Source organism: Flavobacterium niveum (genome assembly GCF_055231775.1).
In genome coordinates, this window is record NZ_JBUYSX010000003.1 from 232,139 (window position 1) to 250,638 (window position 18,500).

The 18,500-nt window shown below is 43.1% G+C and carries 21 protein-coding genes; 9 read left to right on the top strand and 12 right to left on the bottom strand.

Features of this window, described 5'->3' with window-relative positions; all coding sequences use genetic code 11:
* Nucleotides 1-42: 42 nt before the first annotated feature.
* The 3 genes from ACZIX4_RS09360 to ACZIX4_RS09370 are packed head-to-tail and all read right to left on the bottom strand — an operon-like array spanning nt 43 to nt 2,881.
* Nucleotides 43-1,140 carry a M20 family metallo-hydrolase gene (locus ACZIX4_RS09360; RefSeq protein WP_463335367.1) on the bottom strand — a complete coding sequence of 366 codons (1,098 nt, stop codon included), beginning with the start codon at nt 1,138-1,140 and terminating at the stop codon, nt 43-45.
* 12 nt (nt 1,141-1,152) lie between these two features.
* Entirely contained in the window at nt 1,153-1,941 is a 789-nt protein-coding gene (argB, locus tag ACZIX4_RS09365) for an acetylglutamate kinase (RefSeq protein ID WP_463335368.1), read from the bottom strand.
* Nucleotides 1,928-2,881: an N-acetylornithine carbamoyltransferase gene (locus ACZIX4_RS09370; protein ID WP_463335369.1), complete on the bottom strand. Its 954-nt coding sequence runs from the start codon at nt 2,879-2,881 to the stop codon at nt 1,928-1,930. Before ACZIX4_RS09370 ends, argB begins: the two co-directional genes overlap by 14 nt.
* A gap of 194 nt (nt 2,882-3,075) precedes the next feature.
* Between ACZIX4_RS09370 and ACZIX4_RS09375 the strand changes: the two genes are divergently transcribed.
* Entirely contained in the window at nt 3,076-4,896 is a 1,821-nt protein-coding gene (locus ACZIX4_RS09375) for an acyltransferase family protein (protein ID WP_463335370.1), read from the top strand.
* A gap of 33 nt (nt 4,897-4,929) precedes the next feature.
* Here the strand turns inward: ACZIX4_RS09375 and ACZIX4_RS09380 are convergent, their stop codons facing one another.
* The 4 genes from ACZIX4_RS09380 to pyrE all read right to left on the bottom strand — a co-directional run bounded on the left by ACZIX4_RS09380 (nt 4,930) and on the right by pyrE (nt 7,345).
* A complete protein-coding gene (locus ACZIX4_RS09380; RefSeq protein WP_463335371.1) occupies nt 4,930-5,646 on the bottom strand; it encodes a DUF4241 domain-containing protein in 717 nt (238 codons plus the stop codon).
* Between the two features lie 133 nt (nt 5,647-5,779).
* Nucleotides 5,780-6,172 carry an SRPBCC family protein gene (locus ACZIX4_RS09385; RefSeq protein WP_463335372.1) on the bottom strand — a complete coding sequence of 131 codons (393 nt, stop codon included), beginning with the start codon at nt 6,170-6,172 and terminating at the stop codon, nt 5,780-5,782.
* 9 nt (nt 6,173-6,181) lie between these two features.
* The gene (locus ACZIX4_RS09390; protein WP_463335373.1) at nt 6,182-6,631 is read right to left on the bottom strand and encodes a hypothetical protein; all 450 of its coding nucleotides are present in this window, start codon (nt 6,629-6,631) and stop codon (nt 6,182-6,184) included.
* Between the two features lie 72 nt (nt 6,632-6,703).
* Nucleotides 6,704-7,345, bottom strand: a complete 642-nt coding sequence (gene pyrE, locus ACZIX4_RS09395) for an orotate phosphoribosyltransferase (RefSeq protein WP_463335374.1) — start codon at nt 7,343-7,345, stop codon at nt 6,704-6,706.
* A gap of 7 nt (nt 7,346-7,352) precedes the next feature.
* Here pyrE and ACZIX4_RS09400 point away from each other — a divergent pair, with 7 nt between their 5' ends.
* The 8 genes from ACZIX4_RS09400 (at nt 7,353) to ACZIX4_RS09435 (ending at nt 15,306) form a co-directional block, all read left to right on the top strand.
* Nucleotides 7,353-7,961: an NUDIX hydrolase gene (locus tag ACZIX4_RS09400; RefSeq protein ID WP_463335375.1), complete on the top strand. Its 609-nt coding sequence runs from the start codon at nt 7,353-7,355 to the stop codon at nt 7,959-7,961.
* Nucleotides 7,962-8,284: 323 nt separating this feature from the next.
* Nucleotides 8,285-9,448: a M14 family metallopeptidase gene (locus ACZIX4_RS09405; protein WP_463335376.1), complete on the top strand. Its 1,164-nt coding sequence runs from the start codon at nt 8,285-8,287 to the stop codon at nt 9,446-9,448.
* A gap of 76 nt (nt 9,449-9,524) precedes the next feature.
* Nucleotides 9,525-10,004: an Lrp/AsnC family transcriptional regulator gene (locus tag ACZIX4_RS09410; RefSeq protein ID WP_322626403.1), complete on the top strand. Its 480-nt coding sequence runs from the start codon at nt 9,525-9,527 to the stop codon at nt 10,002-10,004.
* A 78-nt stretch (nt 10,005-10,082) separates the two neighbouring features.
* Complete coding sequence (locus ACZIX4_RS09415; protein ID WP_463335377.1) at nt 10,083-12,659, top strand: phosphoenolpyruvate carboxylase; 2,577 nt, start codon at nt 10,083-10,085, stop codon at nt 12,657-12,659.
* A 3-nt stretch (nt 12,660-12,662) separates the two neighbouring features.
* On the top strand, nt 12,663-13,181 hold the full coding sequence (locus tag ACZIX4_RS09420) for a DinB family protein (protein ID WP_463335378.1): 519 nt from the start codon (nt 12,663-12,665) through the stop codon (nt 13,179-13,181).
* 27 nt (nt 13,182-13,208) lie between these two features.
* Nucleotides 13,209-13,676 carry a DUF1801 domain-containing protein gene (locus ACZIX4_RS09425; RefSeq protein ID WP_463335379.1) on the top strand — a complete coding sequence of 156 codons (468 nt, stop codon included), beginning with the start codon at nt 13,209-13,211 and terminating at the stop codon, nt 13,674-13,676.
* A gap of 83 nt (nt 13,677-13,759) precedes the next feature.
* A complete protein-coding gene (gene bshA, locus ACZIX4_RS09430; RefSeq protein ID WP_463335380.1) occupies nt 13,760-14,890 on the top strand; it encodes an N-acetyl-alpha-D-glucosaminyl L-malate synthase BshA in 1,131 nt (376 codons plus the stop codon).
* Nucleotides 14,887-15,306, top strand: a complete 420-nt coding sequence (locus ACZIX4_RS09435) for a protease complex subunit PrcB family protein (protein ID WP_463335381.1) — start codon at nt 14,887-14,889, stop codon at nt 15,304-15,306. The genes bshA and ACZIX4_RS09435 overlap by 4 nt, the downstream gene beginning before the upstream one ends.
* 102 nt (nt 15,307-15,408) lie before the next feature.
* Here ACZIX4_RS09435 and ACZIX4_RS09440 read toward each other — a convergent pair whose 3' ends face one another.
* From ACZIX4_RS09440 to ACZIX4_RS09460, 5 genes are all read right to left on the bottom strand, one after another.
* Nucleotides 15,409-15,759, bottom strand: a complete 351-nt coding sequence (locus tag ACZIX4_RS09440) for a hypothetical protein (protein ID WP_463335382.1) — start codon at nt 15,757-15,759, stop codon at nt 15,409-15,411.
* A gap of 4 nt (nt 15,760-15,763) precedes the next feature.
* Entirely contained in the window at nt 15,764-16,603 is an 840-nt protein-coding gene (locus ACZIX4_RS09445; RefSeq protein ID WP_463335383.1) for an endonuclease/exonuclease/phosphatase family protein, read from the bottom strand.
* A gap of 8 nt (nt 16,604-16,611) precedes the next feature.
* Complete coding sequence (locus tag ACZIX4_RS09450; RefSeq protein WP_463335384.1) at nt 16,612-17,274, bottom strand: ATP-binding cassette domain-containing protein; 663 nt, start codon at nt 17,272-17,274, stop codon at nt 16,612-16,614.
* A gap of 281 nt (nt 17,275-17,555) precedes the next feature.
* Nucleotides 17,556-17,867, bottom strand: a complete 312-nt coding sequence (locus ACZIX4_RS09455; protein WP_463335385.1) for a hypothetical protein — start codon at nt 17,865-17,867, stop codon at nt 17,556-17,558.
* A gap of 82 nt (nt 17,868-17,949) precedes the next feature.
* Nucleotides 17,950-18,456, bottom strand: coding sequence for a hypothetical protein (locus ACZIX4_RS09460; protein WP_463335386.1), 507 nt, complete (start codon nt 18,454-18,456; stop codon nt 17,950-17,952).
* Nucleotides 18,457-18,500: the final 44 nt, after the last annotated feature.

Consider the following 18,500-nt stretch of genomic DNA (forward strand, 5'->3'; position numbering starts at 1 on the left):
GTGTTTAAAGTTTAAAGTTTCAGGTTCTTGCCGAAACGTAAACTAAGACTGTTTAAGAAAGGAAGTCAATATTTTGATATACAAATCAATACCTTCTTCTATTTCATGTAAAAATATAAATTCATCGGCGCTGTGCGAACGGGGCGAATAACCCGGTCCCAGCTTCAGCGACTGGCAGCTCAGTACCGACTGGTCACTTAGCGTAGGCGAACCATAAGTAGTCCTGCCCAGGGCCACACCGGCCTGTACCAGCGCGTGGTCTTTATCTATGTGCGATGAGTTAAGGTGCAGCGAACGAGGGTTCACTTTTACCTTATCGCCAAATTTTGCAGCGATTTCAGCGCGGATGATTTCAAGTACTTCAATGTTGGTATAGCAGTCGTTTACACGTACATCTACCACAAGGTTGCATTCGGCAGGGATAACGTTGTGCTGCTTGCCTGCTGCGGTGCCTGTAACGGTCATTTTCATTGGCCCCAGTACCTCGCTTACCTTTTCAAAGCGGTAATCGCGGAACCACTCTATAACGGGGATGGCGTTGTATATGCTCACATCATCGTTAGGATGTGCTGCGTGGCCCGGTGTGCCGCAAACGGCTACATCAAGTACCAACAGGCCCTTTTCGGCTATGGCGAGCTGCATTTCGGTAGGTTCGCCTACAATGGCCAATTCTAAGTCGGGCAAATGCTTCAGTACACTGTTTAGTCCTTTAGGGCCGCTGCTTTCTTCCTCTGCAGAAGCCACAATAACAAGGTTATACGGCAGGTTTTCCGCGTCATAAAAATGCGTAAATGTAGCAATCAGTGAAACAAGGCATCCACCGGCGTCGTTACTGCCCAGCCCGAAAAGCTTACCGTCTTCCACTGTTGGTTCCAGTGGGTTGTGGGTATAGCCCTGGTTGGGTTTTACCGTGTCGTGGTGCGAGTTAAGCAACAGCAACGGCTTGCCTGCTTCAAAGTTTTTGTTGAATGCCCAAATATTGTTGTTTTCCCTAAGGAATGGAATATCGTATCGTGTAAACCATGCTTCTATAAGCAGCGCCGTACCTTCTTCTTCAGACGAAAAAGACTGCGTACTGATAAGCTGCTTCAGCAGGGCTATGGCTTCCTGTGTTAGTGTTTGTATGGTTGTTTTACTCATGCAATTGTGTTTTCATCCTGCGGTTACCAGTGTATAAATGCTGTTCCCTTTCAGCATTTCAGGGCTGCCTATGCCTATCTGTGTCACCCCTTTATCTATAGCGTTAAAGCAGTTTTCCAGTTTTGGCAGCATGCCGCTGTGTATTATACCCTCGCCGCGTAGTGTCTTGTAGGCTTCAAAAGTAAGGTTTTTTATTACGGTATCCTCATTTTCGCTGTCCATAAGCACACCTTTTTTCTCAAAGCAATACATCAGCCTTACGTCAAAATATTGTGAGTTGGCTACCGCTACCGTGCTGGCTATGGTGTCGGCATTGGTATTCAACAGTTGGCCGTTGCCGTCGTGCGTTATGGCACAAAATACGGGAACCACATTTTGCTGTACCAAAACCTGAAGTAAATCAGCATTTACCGCCAGTACATCGCCCACAAAACCGAAGTCTACCGCAGCATTCTTACGTTTTTCAGAAAGGATAAGGTTGCCATCGGCTCCGGTAAAGCCCATAGCGTTACTGCCAAGTGCCTGTAGTTGTGCAGTTATGTCTTTATTGATAAGCCCGGCGTAGGTCATCACCGCAACATCCAGCATTGGCTTGTCGGTAATGCGCCTGCCTTCGTGGAAAACGGCTGTAATACCAAGTCCCTCTGCGGTTTTGGTCGCAATTTTTCCACCACCGTGTACCAGTATCTTATGGCCTTCAAGTGCAGCAAAATCGGCCAGGAAGCTTTTCAGTGCACCGGTATTGTCTATTACGTTGCCACCTATTTTTACAACGGTCAGCTTAGGTTTATTCTCCCGCATCTTCAAGTATTTTAGTCAAAATGGCCTGTGCAGCCCATGTGCGGTTGTTCGACTGCGGGATAACGATAGACGTATCGCTGTCCAGCACCGCATCGGTAACAATCATATTACGGCGCACCGGCAGGCAGTGCATAAACTTACCGTTATCGGTCAGTGCCATTTTTTCAGGCGTTATGGTCCATGATGGGTCTTTGCTCGTTATTTTACCATAGTCAATATAACTGCTCCAGTTTTTGGCATAGATAAAATCGGCATCCTTAAATGCCTCATCCTGGTTGTGGGTAATGGCAACACCTGCTGTAAAATCAGGGTTCAGTTCATACCCTTCAGGATAGGTGATTACAAAATCCACATCGGCCTTCTTCATCACTTTTACAAATGAATTAGGCACAGCATGCGGAAGCGCCCTCGGGTGCGGCGCCCAGGTAAGCACCACCTTAGGGCGGGCTTTGGTTTTGTATTCTTCTATGGTAAGTGCATCGGCTACAGCCTGAAGCGGGTGCTCGGTACTGCCTTCAAGGCTTATTACCGGCACTGAAGCGTATTTTTTAAACGCACTGATTACATATTCTTCCTCATCCTTTTCTTTATCGGTAAGGGTAGGGAAGCTGCGTATGGCTATGATGTCGCAGTACTGCGAAACCACCTGGGCGGCTTCTTTAATGTGCTCACTGCTGGCGCCGTCCATAACAACGCCGTCTTCAAACTCCAGTGTCCATCCTTCGGTATTCAGGTTCATTACAATAGGCGACATGCCCAGGTTCAGCGCGGCTTTCTGCGTGCTGAGCCTTGTCCTTAAACTCGGGTTAAAAAACAGTAACCCAAGGATTTTGTTTTTGCCCAGTTCCCGGTTGGCAAAGGGAGCTGCTTTAACCGCTTTGGCCAAAGCCACAAGGCCGTTAAGGTCTTGTATGTCATCTACCGATGTGAAGTTTTTCATGTAATGTGTGTATTTTAACCCATGCATTTTACATAGGGAAAAAGTAAATTTTTTGCCGTCAAATATACTTAAAAACTACGGTATTTTTGGGAAGGAAACTGTTATAAAATACAGGCCGAATATTAAATTTTGCTTGTTGCTGAAGGGATAATTTGTAGTTTTGGCAAAACCTAAAATCAAAGAGAAAAATCTGCATGGAGTACAGGAAAGATATACAGGGGCTTAGGGCACTGGCAGTCATTTTTGTTTTTTTGTTCCACCTGAATGAAGCCTGGCTTCCGGCTGGTTTTATAGGCGTAGATATCTTCTTTGTGCTTTCGGGTTTTTTGGTATCGTCCATCATTATAAATAAGCAGGAGCAAGGTGGTTTTAACATTGTCCAATTTTATTTTAAAAGGATAAAGAGGATAGTCCCGGCATATTATGTAATGCTTATAGTTACTGCTATAGTAGGCGTGTTTGTATTCATTGGCGGCGATATGGATAGCTTTAGGCGCGAGTTTCTCCATGCGGCCATATTCGATTCCGACAGGATATACGCCGGCATGAACTCTTATTTCGGTGCTCCCATGCAACAGCGCCCTTTATTGCATACCTGGACTTTGGGCAACGAAATGAAATTCTATTTGCTGCTGCCGTTATTGTTATTGCTTCCGCCAAAAAAATACAGGTTTGGGATTATAGCAGTAATTACTGCGGGGTTGTTTACATTCGGTATTTACCAAACGGAAATCGCCCACAAAATTGCCTGGGCCTATTATGCACTGCCGGTACGCATCCCTGAATTTTGCGCAGGGGTATTGCTGGCCTTAAAACACAAGGAATTGACAGAAAAGCTTAAGCCGATAAAGCCCTACGCCGGCTATGCCGGTATACTGTTGTTATGTGTTGGGGCTTTTGTTATTGATCAAAACCATTTCCCGGGAATATTCCTGTTGTTTCCCTGCATAGGTACGGTGTTGCTGTTGCTTTGGGAAACAACACCTGTAAATGTGTTGCTCAGCAAAAAGCCTTTTGTGTTTTTGGGAATGTTATCGTATTCCATCTACTTATGGCACTGGCCGGTGATTGCCTTAATGCGTTACTACAATGCCGGAGGTGCATTTAGTGTTGGCCAATATATTTTAATCATACTATCTACTGCAATACTCTCATGGTTGTCTTTTGCATTGGTGGAAGATACGCTGCGCAAGACAAAACCCCGTGCCTTTTGGTTTGGTATGGTGCCAATTGTGGTGGGTGTTGGTGTATTACTTTTTACGATGCTGCCGGTAAACCGTTACTTTTCTACCATACCGACTGAGTATGCCGGGCCTGTTTTCGGGATGAAATCACACAATACCGGCAAAGCCGAGGTGCTTGGCGATAAAAACACTCAACCCGAAATTGTGCTTATAGGCAACAGCCATGCCCTGTGCCTGAAGCCTTACCTGGATTACCTTGGCAAAAAGCACCATTTTTCGTTTAGTACTGTTACAACCAATAGTTATCCTGCGATAAACGGTATAGATAAAGAGGAAGTACAAAAGAGAGGCAGGTACGGCGATTATGAGGAAGCGTTAAGGGCGTTGCCAATAACATCAAAAAAGATACAGGAAAGCAAGGTTATTATCATGGCAATGAGTTCGTGGGTAATGGTGCCGTCACTGACAACCGCACTTGAAGACATGGCAAAAGCATTGAAGCCAGGGCAACAATTACTGCTGGTAACGCCGTTCCCCATACTGGATAAAGACCCACTGAGAGTGAACAGGGGGTATCTTAAAAGAAAAGATGTTACACAGCAATATACGGTTCGCCAGCGCAAAGAAAACCAGGATATGCATTGGCTGGAACAGAAGTATGCCAATGTGCATTTTATAGATTTATCTAAAAATGATGCTTTTAAAGACGCCCCGTTTTATCATGATACACTGATGTATTACAATAAAAACCACATCAATAGCTTCGGTTCTCTGGTTTTGGCTAAAAATTCTGAAGCCGAATTTATGGAAGTACTGAATACATTAAAGTAAAAGAGGTCGCCTGATTAGGGCAACCTCTTTGTTCTATTCTTCGGTGTCGAAGTCTTCTTCTTCAAAATCCTCGTCATCAAAATCCTCATCTAAAAGGAAGTCAACAACCAGTTCTGTAATATCACCTTTTTCATTAAGGCCCCAGTAGGCCGGGTAGTAGCCTTCGCCGTTTCCTGCGGCAAACATGATAATGTTGTTATCGCTGTCGGGCGCTACATGGTGGTCATTCCAGTCGCCCAGCTCGCGTGAAAACGTGTTTTTACCCGAATACTCGCGAAACTCATCTGCCAGTACGGTATCATAATAGTTATAATCAGGGTCGCTTTCGTGCAGGGCTTCAAGCTTTTCTGTAAACTCTTCAAGCGTTTCTTCGTCCATAAAGCCGCAAAGCCCGCTCTCTACCGGGAAACCGTAAAATTCGTCTACGCCCAGGTCGTCCAGTTCCTCAGCACTCACATCTTCGGTAAGTGCCAGTATCCAGCGTACAGCTTTTTCGGGCCTGAAGGCTATTTTTGCATAGGCTATGCGGTAGTGCAGCTTTTCTATTTCAGAAAGGTAGATGTACACCGGGTATTTGTCCGGCTCTACGGTACGCGCAAAGGCGGCCTGTTCCGTTGCAAAAAACGGGTCGGCAACAACTATGCGGCCGGTGGGCAGGTTTACATCGCCTGCGTGTATTTTTACCAGTTCCATATCGTCCATTTCAGACGCTAAATCGAAAGGAAGTTCAAAATCGTTTACATTTCCCATAATTTGGAATTTTTGTTTGTAATTTAAAAGTACACATTTTTTTACAGCAAGGCACAACAGTTTGTTATACTTTAACCAATAAAAAAATCCTCCCGGTACAGCCGGAAGGATTTAATAGTATTTTGTTGGTTTACTACAACTTATCCATATTAACAGCCAGGGTTTCTATGAATTTTGTTATAGGCCCTTTTATCATCATGGCCATCATGGCATTAAACTCGCCCTCAAATTTTAGCTGTACGGTACTGCTGTTCTCATCTGCCGCATCTATAAAAGCAGTAAGTGTAAACGGCAGTTTATCGCTGGCAGCACCCAGTACTACCTTGTTAGGGCTTTGCCTGTCTTTAAGCTTCAGCTTTATTTCGGGCATGCCTTTCAAGGCAAAAATGAATGCTTCTTCACCAATAACTTCAAATTTTGCTATGTTTTCAGGCATTAGCTTTTCGAAGTTTTTTACATCGGTAAGTGCATCAAAAATATATTGTGCCGGTTTTTGTACTGTTACTTTCGGGCTATCTAAGTTCATTTTATAGTATTATTTTTTCTTACCAAATAACTTATCTACTTGTTTCTTAGCAATGAAGTTACTTAATATTAATTCTTCATCATTTCCGGGCTTGGTACATACAAATGCAAGTACTTTTGCACCAACAAAACGTGTAAATTTAAGATATACGGTCCTGTTAGCAAATGTAACCTCTATACTGTCTTTTGGCATTTCCTCAAAGCCTTTTTCAATCATCGCATAAAGCGTGTCAAGATTGCCGTTTTCATCTTTAAATTCAAAATCTACATAATAGTCAACAGTCTTAAAGCTGATGTCCCTGAAACTGATTTTGTAGACATTGTCTTTTTTTGTCAGTTGAGCCTCAATAGGCGCGCCAAACTGTTGTGCACGTCCTATCTCAACACCTTCCTTATCCAGGGTTTGAGAATAAATTGAAATTGTGCACAAAAACACTAATAGTGTAAAGATTTTTTTCATGGTTGATTAATTTAAAGTGTTTTATAATTGATAACAAATATAAAGAAAAAAATCTTTTAAACAAGAAAAAAATCAATTACCCCATGTGTCCGGAGAAATGCGCCAGTCTTTAAGGGTATCCTGCTCGGCTTCAGTAATGTATTGTTTCGCCACGGCAAGTTCCAACAGGTTTTCATAGTTGCCCAGCGTATGCAGGTTTACATTGGCACTTTTAAAATTCTCTTCAGACACACCAAAACCGTAGCTGAAAATAGCCACCATGCCTTTTACATTTGCACCGGCTTCACGTAGCGCTTCCACAGCCTGCAGGCTGCTTTTTCCGGTGCTTATAAGGTCTTCTACAACTACCACATTCTGTCCTTTTTGCAAAAAGCCTTCCACTTGGTTTTGGCGGCCGTGCTTTTTAGGCTCAGGGCGTACGTATACAAACGGCAGCCCCATATATTCGGCGACAAGCATACCTATGCCTATAGCCCCGGTGGCCACACCTGCTATCACATCGGGCTTGCCATATTCTTTTTCTATAAACTTGGCAAACTCCTCACGTATATAGTTACGTATCGGTGGAAATGAAAGGGTTATACGGTTGTCGCAATAAATTGGAGATTTCCATCCCGAAGCCCATGTAAAAGGATTTTTGGGATTTAATTTAATTGCGTTTATTTGCAACAGCAACTCGGCTGTTTTTTTAGCTGTGTCTGTGTTTATAATCATACCGCAAATGTATAAAGTTTTTGTAAACGATAAGCCGCTTTTTTTAACCTCTACCGTAGAGAAGGAAACTGATTTTCAGTTATTTCTTTTAGAGAGTATTGATATAGAGCAACTTATATCAAAGATGTTTAATAATCGCATAGACAAGGCTTTTTTGTACCATCCTGATGAAAAGCAGGCGCTTAAAGTGCTTAAAGAGCGCATACCTGTAGCCAAAGCAGGTGGCGGCCTTGTATATAATAAGTGGGGCGATGTACTTTTTATACTCCGCAACGGCAAATGGGATTTGCCCAAAGGCGGTATAGAAAAGCATGAAGAGATAGAAGATACCGCCATGCGTGAGGTGGAGGAAGAAACCGGTGTGGGCGGGCTTAAAATAACCCGTAAGCTGGAAAAAACCTACCACGTATTTAAGAGGAACGGAACGTACCGCCTTAAAATAACGCACTGGTACGAAATGAAAACTAATTTTGACGGTCCCCTTGTAGGCCAGGCAGAAGAAGGTATAGAAAAGGTGGCATGGCTGAAGCCGGCACAGATTAAAGAGGCATTGAAAAACTCATATGAAAATATAAAGCTGCTTTTTGAGGAGGAAGGCAGTGTAAAACAATTATAATTATCTTTTTAAGAACACTTTAACGATTAGTTGTTAGTTTTTAACACTATGCCGTTGTAATTTTATGGTATAGAAATATCAGTAATAACTGATGTTGCTGCCAGATAAGATTGAGTAAACTTTTTAGAAGGTTTAAAGATAATTTGTGTTTGTTTTATTGGTTAATGGCCCCGGCTCTATTTTTTATAAAATAAGTCGGGGTTTTTTTATGGATTGATATTACAAATTTCATCGGTTTTGTGTAATTGTTTTGCGTTTTATGTAACTGCGCTAATAAAAGCTGTAGTTTTTTGCAATAAATTTGCACAGTACAAATAATCCCAATGAATTTAGAAGCCATTTACCAGAGCGTTAAAGAGAATTCCCTGCACGGGCGCTATATAACCAATAAAAACATTGAACCTTTACTGGAAAAATTCAAGCCGCATTTTGCCGTAGGTATTGAAGGACATTCTGCCGAAGGCCTGCCTATATATAATATAGTAGCCGGAGAGGGGAGTACCAAAATATTCATCTGGTCGCAAATGCACGGCAACGAATCTACCACAACCAAGGCGGTTTTCGACTTTTTGAATTTCCTTATTTCGGGAGATAATACAGCCAAAGCATTCCTGGCGCATTTCACCTTTTATATATTACCAATAGTAAATCCAGACGGGGCCAGGCTGTATACCCGCGAAAACGCTAACAAGGTAGACCTGAACCGTGATTCGCTAAACCTTTCCCAGCCCGAAAGCAAACTGCTTCGTGGTGCCTTTGAAAAGTTTAAGCCCCATTACTGCTATAACATGCACGACCAGCGTACCATATTTGGTGTAGGGGAGGGCAGGCCAAAACCCGCCACGGTATCATTTTTGGCACCTTCATTTAATGAAGAAAGGGAAATTAACGGAGTGCGCCAAACAGCCATAGACGTTATTGCAGCCATGAACGAAACCCTGCAGCAATACATTCCTGGGCAGGTGGGCAGGTTTGACGATTCGTTTAATATTAACTGCATTGGCGATATGTTCCAGTCGCTTGGTGTGCCTACAATTTTATTTGAGGCGGGGCACTACCCGGGCGATTATGAACGTGAGATTACACGCAAATTTATATTTTTTGCATTATTTTCAGGATTTCACACAATTAACGAAAACGTTATAGCTTCAAGTGCAAACAACAAATATTTTGATATTCCTCAAAATAAGATTGTATTTTATGATATGATGTATAAAAAAGTTAAAATAAATTATGAAAATAAAGAAAAAATCACGAATTTTGCAGTACAGTATAAGGAAGTTTTAATTGACAAATCTGTAATTTTTCGAGCGTTTATAAGAGAAATAGGCAATTTGGAAGGTTACTTTGGCCACGCAGAATTTGACTGTAATGAGGCATTTTTTTACAGCGAGGAGAGTGGCAAAACACCTGAAATTGATAAAAAAGCTGACTTTTTTATAGGAGAAGACAGAAAATTCATCAACGGACAGGAAATTTTAAGTTAAATTTTTCGTTTTACTGTAGAATATTAAAATGATTCGACCTAATACCAGATACAATAAACCTTAAAAACACACATTTATGAGCAAGTTTCGTTTAGATGAAGTTGACCATCAGATACTGGATATGCTGATTGACAACACCAGGGTACCGTTTACTGATATTGCAAAAAAACTGCTTATTTCGGCAGGTACTGTCCATGTAAGGGTTAAAAAAATGGAAGATGCCGGTATCATAATGGGTTCATCACTTACTCTTGATTACGAAAAACTGGGTTATTCTTTTATTGCTTATGTGGGTGTGTTTCTTCACAACACGTCGCAGACTAAATTTGTCCTTGAAAGGATAAATGAAATACCTTACGTAACTGTGGCACATGTTACAACAGGTAAGTTCAACATTTTCTGCAAGATAAGGGCTAAAGATACCAAGCACGCTAAAGAAGTAATCTTTATGATAGACGACATTGAGGGTGTATACAGGACTGAAACCATGATTTCGCTTGAAGAAAGCATCAACGACAAGAAGAGGCTGATGCACACCATCTTTAAAGATCTGTAAGATTATTTATAAAAAGATTAATACCCCTATGTTTTTTACATGGGGGTTTTTTATTAATTTCAGCAAAAAAATAGAACCATGTATCCTGCCACAAGAATTGAACGTTTTAATGAAAACGTACGCCTTAAATACCAGCTTTTCAACAGTATTTTTATCACCCTTCCTTTTACAGATATAGACAACACCGGGGTATTACTCCCATTGTTTTCTGAAATATGCGATGAAGGGTTTAAAAAAGGCAACAGCCCCGAACAGATTTTTAAAGATTTCTCGGACAAGTACCTTCAGGATGTGCCTGAATCGGAAGAGATAAGCCTTATGTTCCGCTTTATACAATATGTAGAGCGCCAGGTGGTACTGTTTGATGCTATTGAAGACGCTGCTTTTGCAGGGCTAAATAATCTTGAAGGAAGCGGTACACTGCGTGAAGCCCGTGAAAAGGCAGAAAACAGCGGGCAGATGCCGCAACTGCGCGAATTTTTAGAGCAGTTTGCCATTCGCCCCGTGCTTACGGCACACCCCACACAGTTTTATCCTGACGAGGTATTGGGTATAATTACCGACCTTACTGCTGCAATTAAGAACAATAACCTTAGTGAAATAAAAACGCTGCTTGCCCAGCTGGGCAAAACCCCGTTTATACGCAAAGAAAAGCCTACCCCGTTTGATGAGGCGGTAAGCCTGCTGTGGTACCTGGAAAATGTGTTTTATAAAGCTGCCGGCGATATTTCGTCTTACGTGCAGGATGCCTTTTATAAAGGGGAAACATTGCCCGAACCGATTATAGCATTTGGCTTTTGGCCGGGTGGCGACCGCGATGGTAACCCGTTTGTAACCAATGAAATTACATTGAAGGTGGCCGACAGGCTACGTACATCAATACTAAAATGTTATTATAATGATATTAAGAGGCTGAAAAGGCACCTTACATTTAATAATGTACATAAAATAATTACCGAATTAGAAGACAAGGTATACAGGTCGGTTTTCTATTCTAAAGGAGATATATATATTACCCTCGAAGAATTGAAAACAACCCTTACTGAAATCAAGGACTTAGTTATAAGCCATCACCAGTCGCTTTACCTTGACGAAATAGATGAGCTGATAAATAAAGTAAACCTGTTTGGTTTCTATTTTGCATCGCTGGATATAAGGCAAAACAGCCATATACACAATGCCGTATTTGCCGATGTTATAAAACATCTGGAAGACAATCATCAGTTTACCAAAGAGTACAGCAACCTTGATGAAGAAGATAAGTTAAAAGCGCTGAACGGTATTGATGCTAAGATTTCGCCGGAGCAGTTTGAAGACGAAAACACCCGTCGCACGCTGGAATCTATCCTTGCCATAAAAACCATACAGGAACGCAATGGCGAACTGGGCAGCAACCGCTACATTATAAGTAACAACGAAAGTGCGCTGAATGTTATGGAGCTGCTGAAAATGTTTGGGTTGCTGGGCTGGGATGAGCCTACGGTAGATATAGTGCCGCTTTTTGAAACCGTGGACGATCTTGAAGAGGCAGGCCATGCCATGAAGCTGCTGTATGAAAATGAAAAATATGCCGCACACCTGAAACGCCGTGGCAGTACCCAAACCATAATGCTTGGCTTTAGCGACGGTACCAAAGACGGTGGTTACCTTATGGCCAACTGGGGTATTTTCCGTGCCAAGGAAAACCTTACCCAAATGGCCAGGGAATACGGTATTAAAGTGATATTTTTTGACGGACGCGGCGGCCCACCGGCACGTGGTGGCGGAAAAACCCACAAGTTTTATGCTTCGCTGGGCGCTACCATAGACAATAACGAAATTCAGGTTACCGTACAGGGGCAAACCATAAGTTCTAACTTCGGGACCATAGACAGTTGCCGTTTTAACCTGGAAAACCTGCTGAGTGCCGGTATTACAAACGGTGTCTTTAAAAAAGAGGACAAGCAGTTTACCCCGGGGCAAAAAGACCTTATGGATGCCATGGCGCACCTGGGCTACGAAAAATACATGGCCTTTAAGGGGCATCCTAAGTTTTTACCGTACCTGGAACGCATGAGTACGCTAAACTATTATTCTAAAGCCAATATAGGCAGCCGCCCAAGCAAGCGCAACACCGGCGGTGAGCTTAACTTTGGCGACCTCCGTGCCATACCGTTTGTGGGCAGCTGGGCACAGCTGAAGCAAAATGTACCGGGTTTCTTCGGGGTGGGGCATGCGCTGGGGCATTACGAAAAAGAAGGCCGTTGGGAAGAGGTAGCCAGCCTGTATCAGGAATCGCTGTTCTTCCGTACGTTGCTTGAGAACAGTATGATGTCGCTGAGCAAATCGTTCTTTCCGCTTACGGCGTATATGAAAAACGACCCTGAGTTTGGCGATTTCTGGCAAATCATTTACGATGAATACCAGGAAACAAGGCGCTTATTGCTTAAAATTTCGGGGTACAGCGAGCTGATGGAGAACTACCCTGACGGCTGGGCATCGATAAAAATGCGCGAAAATATTGTACTGCCACTACTTACCATACAACAGTATGCGCTGATTAAAATCCGCCAGATTAAAGCCGGTAAAGGCGATGAAAGCCTGCTGGAAACCTATGAGAAGATAGTAACCCGTTCGCTGTTTGGCAACATTAACGCCAGCCGCAACTCAGCTTAAAGAATGAAAATAACCGATATTCAGCCGGGCGAATATGCCCCGTACCAGGAAAGCTACATAAAGCTGGTAAGCGACGAATGGAGCCTTGCCGAAGAACTGGAGGTAAGCCTGCATAATTTTATCCATTTTGTACGCGATATCCCTATGGATAAATATGATTACCGCTATGCAGAGGGTAAATGGACCATAAAAGACATCATTCAGCATGTTATAGACAGTGAGCGTATTTTTGCATACCGTGCGCTTCGTATTGCCCGTGGCGACAAGACCCCGTTACCCGGTTTTGAAGAAAACGACTACGCTGTTTCGGCTCAGGCCGACAGGCGCCACCTGCAGGAATTGCTTACCGAACTGTCTATGGTACGCCAGTCTACCATTTTTATGTTTAAGTCATTCCGGGAGGAGGAGTTACTGCATACCGGTACGGCCAGTGGTTATACGGTATCGGCTCGGGCGCTTGGTTTCCTTATCATAGGGCACCAAAACCACCACATAAAAATCTTTAAAGAAAGATATTTGTAACTTTGCCCGAATTTTAAAGCTAACGCTATGACCTCTACTGCCGCTACACCGCAGGAATACCTTGAATCGCTTCCGGAAGACCGTAAGGCTGCCATGCAAAGGCTCTATGAAATTATAGAAACCAAGTTACCTAAAGGTTTTAAGGCCGGTATGGGCTACGGTATGCTGGGCTGGTCTGTGCCGCACAGTACATACCCTAACGGGTATCATTGCGACCCGAAGCAACCGCTGCCGTTCCTTAGCATTGCATCGCAAAAGAATTTTATAGCGCTGTACCACATGGGCATATATTCTGATGCTGCGCTGTACGACTGGTTTGTAGGCGAATACCCTAAGCACAGTAAAACCAAGCTGGATATGGGCAAAAGCTGTATACGCTTTAAAAAGCCTGAAAACATTCCGTTTGAGCTTGTGGCAGAACTGGTTAGCAAAATGACACCGGAGCAATGGATAGCCAAATACGAAGAAATGCTGGGCAAAAGCAAATCTAAATAGACGTATAGAAATCAATTAATATAAGGAAACGGCTTTATGCCGTTTTTTTTCGCTAATTTCGTAGGGTATTTTATTCGAAATTTATGAAAATCGCAATAGTATGTTATCCCACCTTTGGCGGAAGCGGTGTTGTGGCCACAGAACTTGGCCTGGAACTGGCACGCCGTGGGCACGAGATACACTTTATAACTTACCGCCAGCCGGTGCGCCTGGCACTAATGAACCCTAACATCCACTACCACGAAGTACACGTACCGGAATACCCGCTGTTCCATTACCAGCCTTACGAACTGGCACTGAGCAGCAAGTTGGTAGACATGGTAAAGCTGCACGGCATAGAGCTGATGCACGTACACTACGCCATTCCGCACGCTTATGCGGGTTATATGGCTAAGAAAATGCTGAAGGAGCAGGGCATACGCATCCCGATGGTTACCACACTGCACGGTACCGATATTACCCTTGTGGGCAATCACCCTTTTTATAAGCCTGCTGTTAGCTTCAGTATAAACCACAGCGATGTGGTGACTTCGGTTTCGCAAAACCTAAAGGATGATACCTACAGGCTTTTTGATATAAAAAGGGAAATCTTTGTGATACCGAATTTTATTGAAGTTAAGGAGAAAAAAGACGGATTGCCGTGCAAGCGCAATGCCATTGCCGCCGACGGCCAGCGTATAGTAACCCACATTAGTAACTTCCGTGAGGTGAAACGCATACCCGATGTAATAAAAATATTCAACGAGATACAGAAAAAAATCCCTGTTAAACTAATGATGGTAGGCGATGGCCCTGAGCGTGAGCCTGCCGAAAAACTGGCCGAACAGCTGGGTATCAGTGATAAGGTAGTATTCTTTGGTAACAGTAATGAAATCAATGAGATACTGTGCTTTACCGACCTGTTCCTATTACCGTCGCAAACCGAGAGCTTCGGGCTTGCAGCACTGGAAGCCATGGCGCTGGGCGTGCCTGTAATTTCTACCAATGCCGGTGGCCTGCCTGAGGTGAACCGCGAAGGTATATCGGGTTACCTGGGCAATGTGGGCGATGTGGAGTACATGGCCGAAAAAGCGGTATACATTTTGTCTGATGATAACAGGCTGGCTACCTTTAAGCGCAATGCTATGGAGAATGCCCGCGAGTTTGACATCCAGAAAATCATGCCCATGTACGAGAACATTTATCGCAGGGCACTAAAACAGCAATTTGTATGAAAAAATTAATTTTTGCATTGGCTATGGCAGCCCTTATCTCCGGCTGCTCGGCACAAAAAGAGGAGAAGGTGCATGCCGATTATACTGTGGTAAAACAGGAAACCTACGGTGGCCTTGATACTGAAACAGGCATACTTGTTAATTCGACAGAAGAACTGAAGGTGCTGTACAGCGAACTGAACCTTGAAGAAATCCCGCAAGTTGACTTTGCAAAACACAGCATCGTAGCTGTGTTTATGGGACAGAAACGTACCGGCGGTTATAGTATTACCGTTACCGGCGTACACATAAAAGATGGTGTGGCTACGGTAAGTACCAGCAAAACATCGCCTTCGGGGGGTATGGCTACCATGGCGCTATCGGCCCCGTACAGTATTATTGAAATCCCCAAGGCCACGAGCCTTGTAGTGAAATAAATAACTTCCATTTCGAGCGAAACGCAGTGGAGTCGAGAAATCTCAGCCAAAAAAGAGATTTCTCCATTTCGCTTCACTTCAGTCGAAATGGAAGAATATTTTTTAAACCGTTTCCAGCTTACTATGCCATTCGTTATGATGGTCAAAATTGCGGTCGCGCAGGTACAGGAAAGCGTGGTCTGTAAGTATATGGAAATCCTCTGCGGTAAAATTCCTGAACTTTTCCGTTTTCTTAAGCCCACCCTTAAAGTAATTGAAAGTTGCCAAACCTTCGGTGGTTATTTCAACAGTAGCCGGTATGTTGCCGAAGTTCATCCATACTGTCAGCGTATCTCCTGGTGAATTATACTGGTAAGAATAATCAATCCCTTCGGCTTCACAACGTGCTGCCAGTTCTGTACTATATTGTTCGAAGCCTTTATCTGTAATCAGGCTGTTTAGTGTTTGTTCCATTTTGTTATTTTTCAAAGGTAAGGTCGGTTAGCACGGCTAAGTGGTCGCTAAGGTAGCGCCCGTTTTTATTGTCGCTCAGTACAGCATACTTATTTACTGTTACGCCTTTTTTTGGTACAAAAATATAATCGATACGATCAGTAACCGACTTGCTGAAATCAAACGCATTCCATGTTCCGTCAGGGCCATATACCAGTTTGGCTACTTTTTTACTGTCGTTAATTTCAGATACAATACGCTGTATGCTTTCGTTATCTTCGGTAAGGTTAAAGTCGCCCGTAAGCACAAACGGCAGGTTTTGCTTGTTTAGTTCTTTTATTTTTGCCAGTATCATCTTAGAGCTTTCCATACGGGCTACTTTCCCTATATGGTCAAAATGCGTATTGAACACCCATACTTTCTGTTTGGTCTTCAGGTTTTCAAACAGCCCGTAAGTACACACACGGTTGCACACGGCATCCCAGCCCAACCCCGGTTTATCCGGTGTTTGTGATAGCCAGAAGGTACTTTGCTGCACCACCTTATATTTTGATTTGTTATAAAATATTGCCGAAAACTCACCTTTCTCTTTACCGTCATCACGGCCCACACCTATAAAATCATAGGCTACAAGGGTACTGTCCAGGTAATGCATTTGCTGAGGCAGGGCTTCCTGTACCCCCATAAAGTCGGGTTCATAGAAACGTATTTGGTTTGCCAGCAGGTTTTTGCGGTTATCCCAGCGGTTTTCACCGTCGCTGGCAGTATCAAGCCTCAGGTTATAGGTCATTACCCTGGCAGTATTTTGCGCAGCAGCGGTAAGGCATGCCGCAGTAAGGCACAGCCCCAATAATATTTTTTTCATGGTTTTGTTTATCCGGGCAGGTACCCGTTTTGTTTTAGTTCTTGTTCGTTCAGGACAGGGATAAAGTTACCATTTTTCAGTAAAAGGTTGTACGTGCTTATTTCTAAAACATCGGTATAATAATGATCAGTTAACACAATGCCTTTGCTTTTAGAGAGTTCGATTAGCAGCTCTTTTATCTTTTCTTTATAAAGTGGTTCTACCATACTGAAAGGCTCATCAAGCAACATAAAAGGGTGGGGCAGGTAGGCCACGAGCAGCAGTTCTAAATAACGCAGTTCGCCCATTGATAGCTTACCGGCAGGTGTATTTGCCAGGCGGTGCATGTTGTACGAATAAAAAATACGGTCCTGTATTTCACCATCGTCATGGTACAGGGGGATAATGTCGCGTGTTTTGAGGTGTGCGGGCAGAAAAGGATGCTGCGGCAGGTAACTGATAATTTGCTGTGGGATAATATCCTGTTGCTTAATAAGCCTTCCGTTATACGTAATGCTGATAGTATCTGCCTTTTCGGTACCGAAAAGTATTTTTAGCAGGGTAGATTTTCCGCAGCCGTTTCGCCCCAGTATGCCTGTGATTCCTTTAGATTTCAGCTCAAGGCTTACGTTACTTAAAATTTCTTTTTTGCCAAAAGATTTACACAAGCCCGATATAACCAGTTTTTCCATTTAAAATAACGTTGCTAATAGCAGCAACAATACAGCAACGACGGTATTTATAATAAAAGTATGCAATGCCAGTTTTTTCCTGGTATACCCCAGATTATAATAGAAATAATACTGGTGCTTAAAATAAAAACCATAACACAGCAGCCCGGTAAGGGTGCCGAACGTACAAAATATTGGCGGGAAATATTTAAACCCCGATACTGCAGAAACGATAAGTGCAGCAATAACGCCAAAGAGGTTTACCGTTACGTAAAAGTTGAAGAATACCCTCAATCAGACAATTATTTATTGTGGTGGGATAACAGCTTTTTAATGATGCTGCTATCTGCATTGTTAGTAAGCACATCATTACCGGTAACCAGTACACCCTTATGACCAGTGGTAGATGCTATGCCGTATACTGTAGCCTCATCATCAGGGTTACTTTCACCCTCGTAGAAATAAATATGTTCTATGTCAAATTCTGCGTCGCCAAGTCGGCCTGCACGGCTGGTAAGGTAGTTGTCTTCCAGGTTAAAATCTTCTTCAAAGCCCTTAGCCCGAAGTTCGTCTATGGCTTTCGCTACTGTAGCGTAGTGGTAACTGATGCTCATGGTTTTGATATTTCGGTTATACCCAAATATACAAATATATTGGCACTTGAAGAATATAGTTACTTTAAGATAATCCTTTAATTTAAGGATTGATAATCCCGTAAAATTTAAACTTGCCGTTTACCTTAACAAAACGGAAAGCCTGTCGCATACCCGGATGCCCTTTAGAAAGCTCGCCCGGCAGGTACGTATCTACCCACACATCATATACCTTTGTTTCGGCAACGGTTTTTTGGCCAGCCACCTTCATGTTTTTCATAACGGCAGAGCTGAAGCCGTAACCGCGTTTGGCCAATGCTTTATACAAGGCCGATTGGGTAAAGTTTTGTTTTATTATCGTAAAATATTCACCGGAAGGTACAAAGAAATTATTTGGGTTATAATCGCCTGCTTCGGCGCATTCGGCACATTCTATTTTAGACAGGGCCACGCCTGTAAATTTGGCCTGGTCACCTTTGGTCAGGGCTTCAATAAGGCTTAAAAAAGCTTTGTCCAGTACATCCCATTCGCTTGCTGCTGCTTTAGAGGGGGTATTTTGGGCAAAGGCAACGCCTGAAATAAAAAAGAATATAAACGCAAGTTGTCTCATGCTGATAGTGCTGTTTTACGCGGCTAAAATACACATTCCTGTAA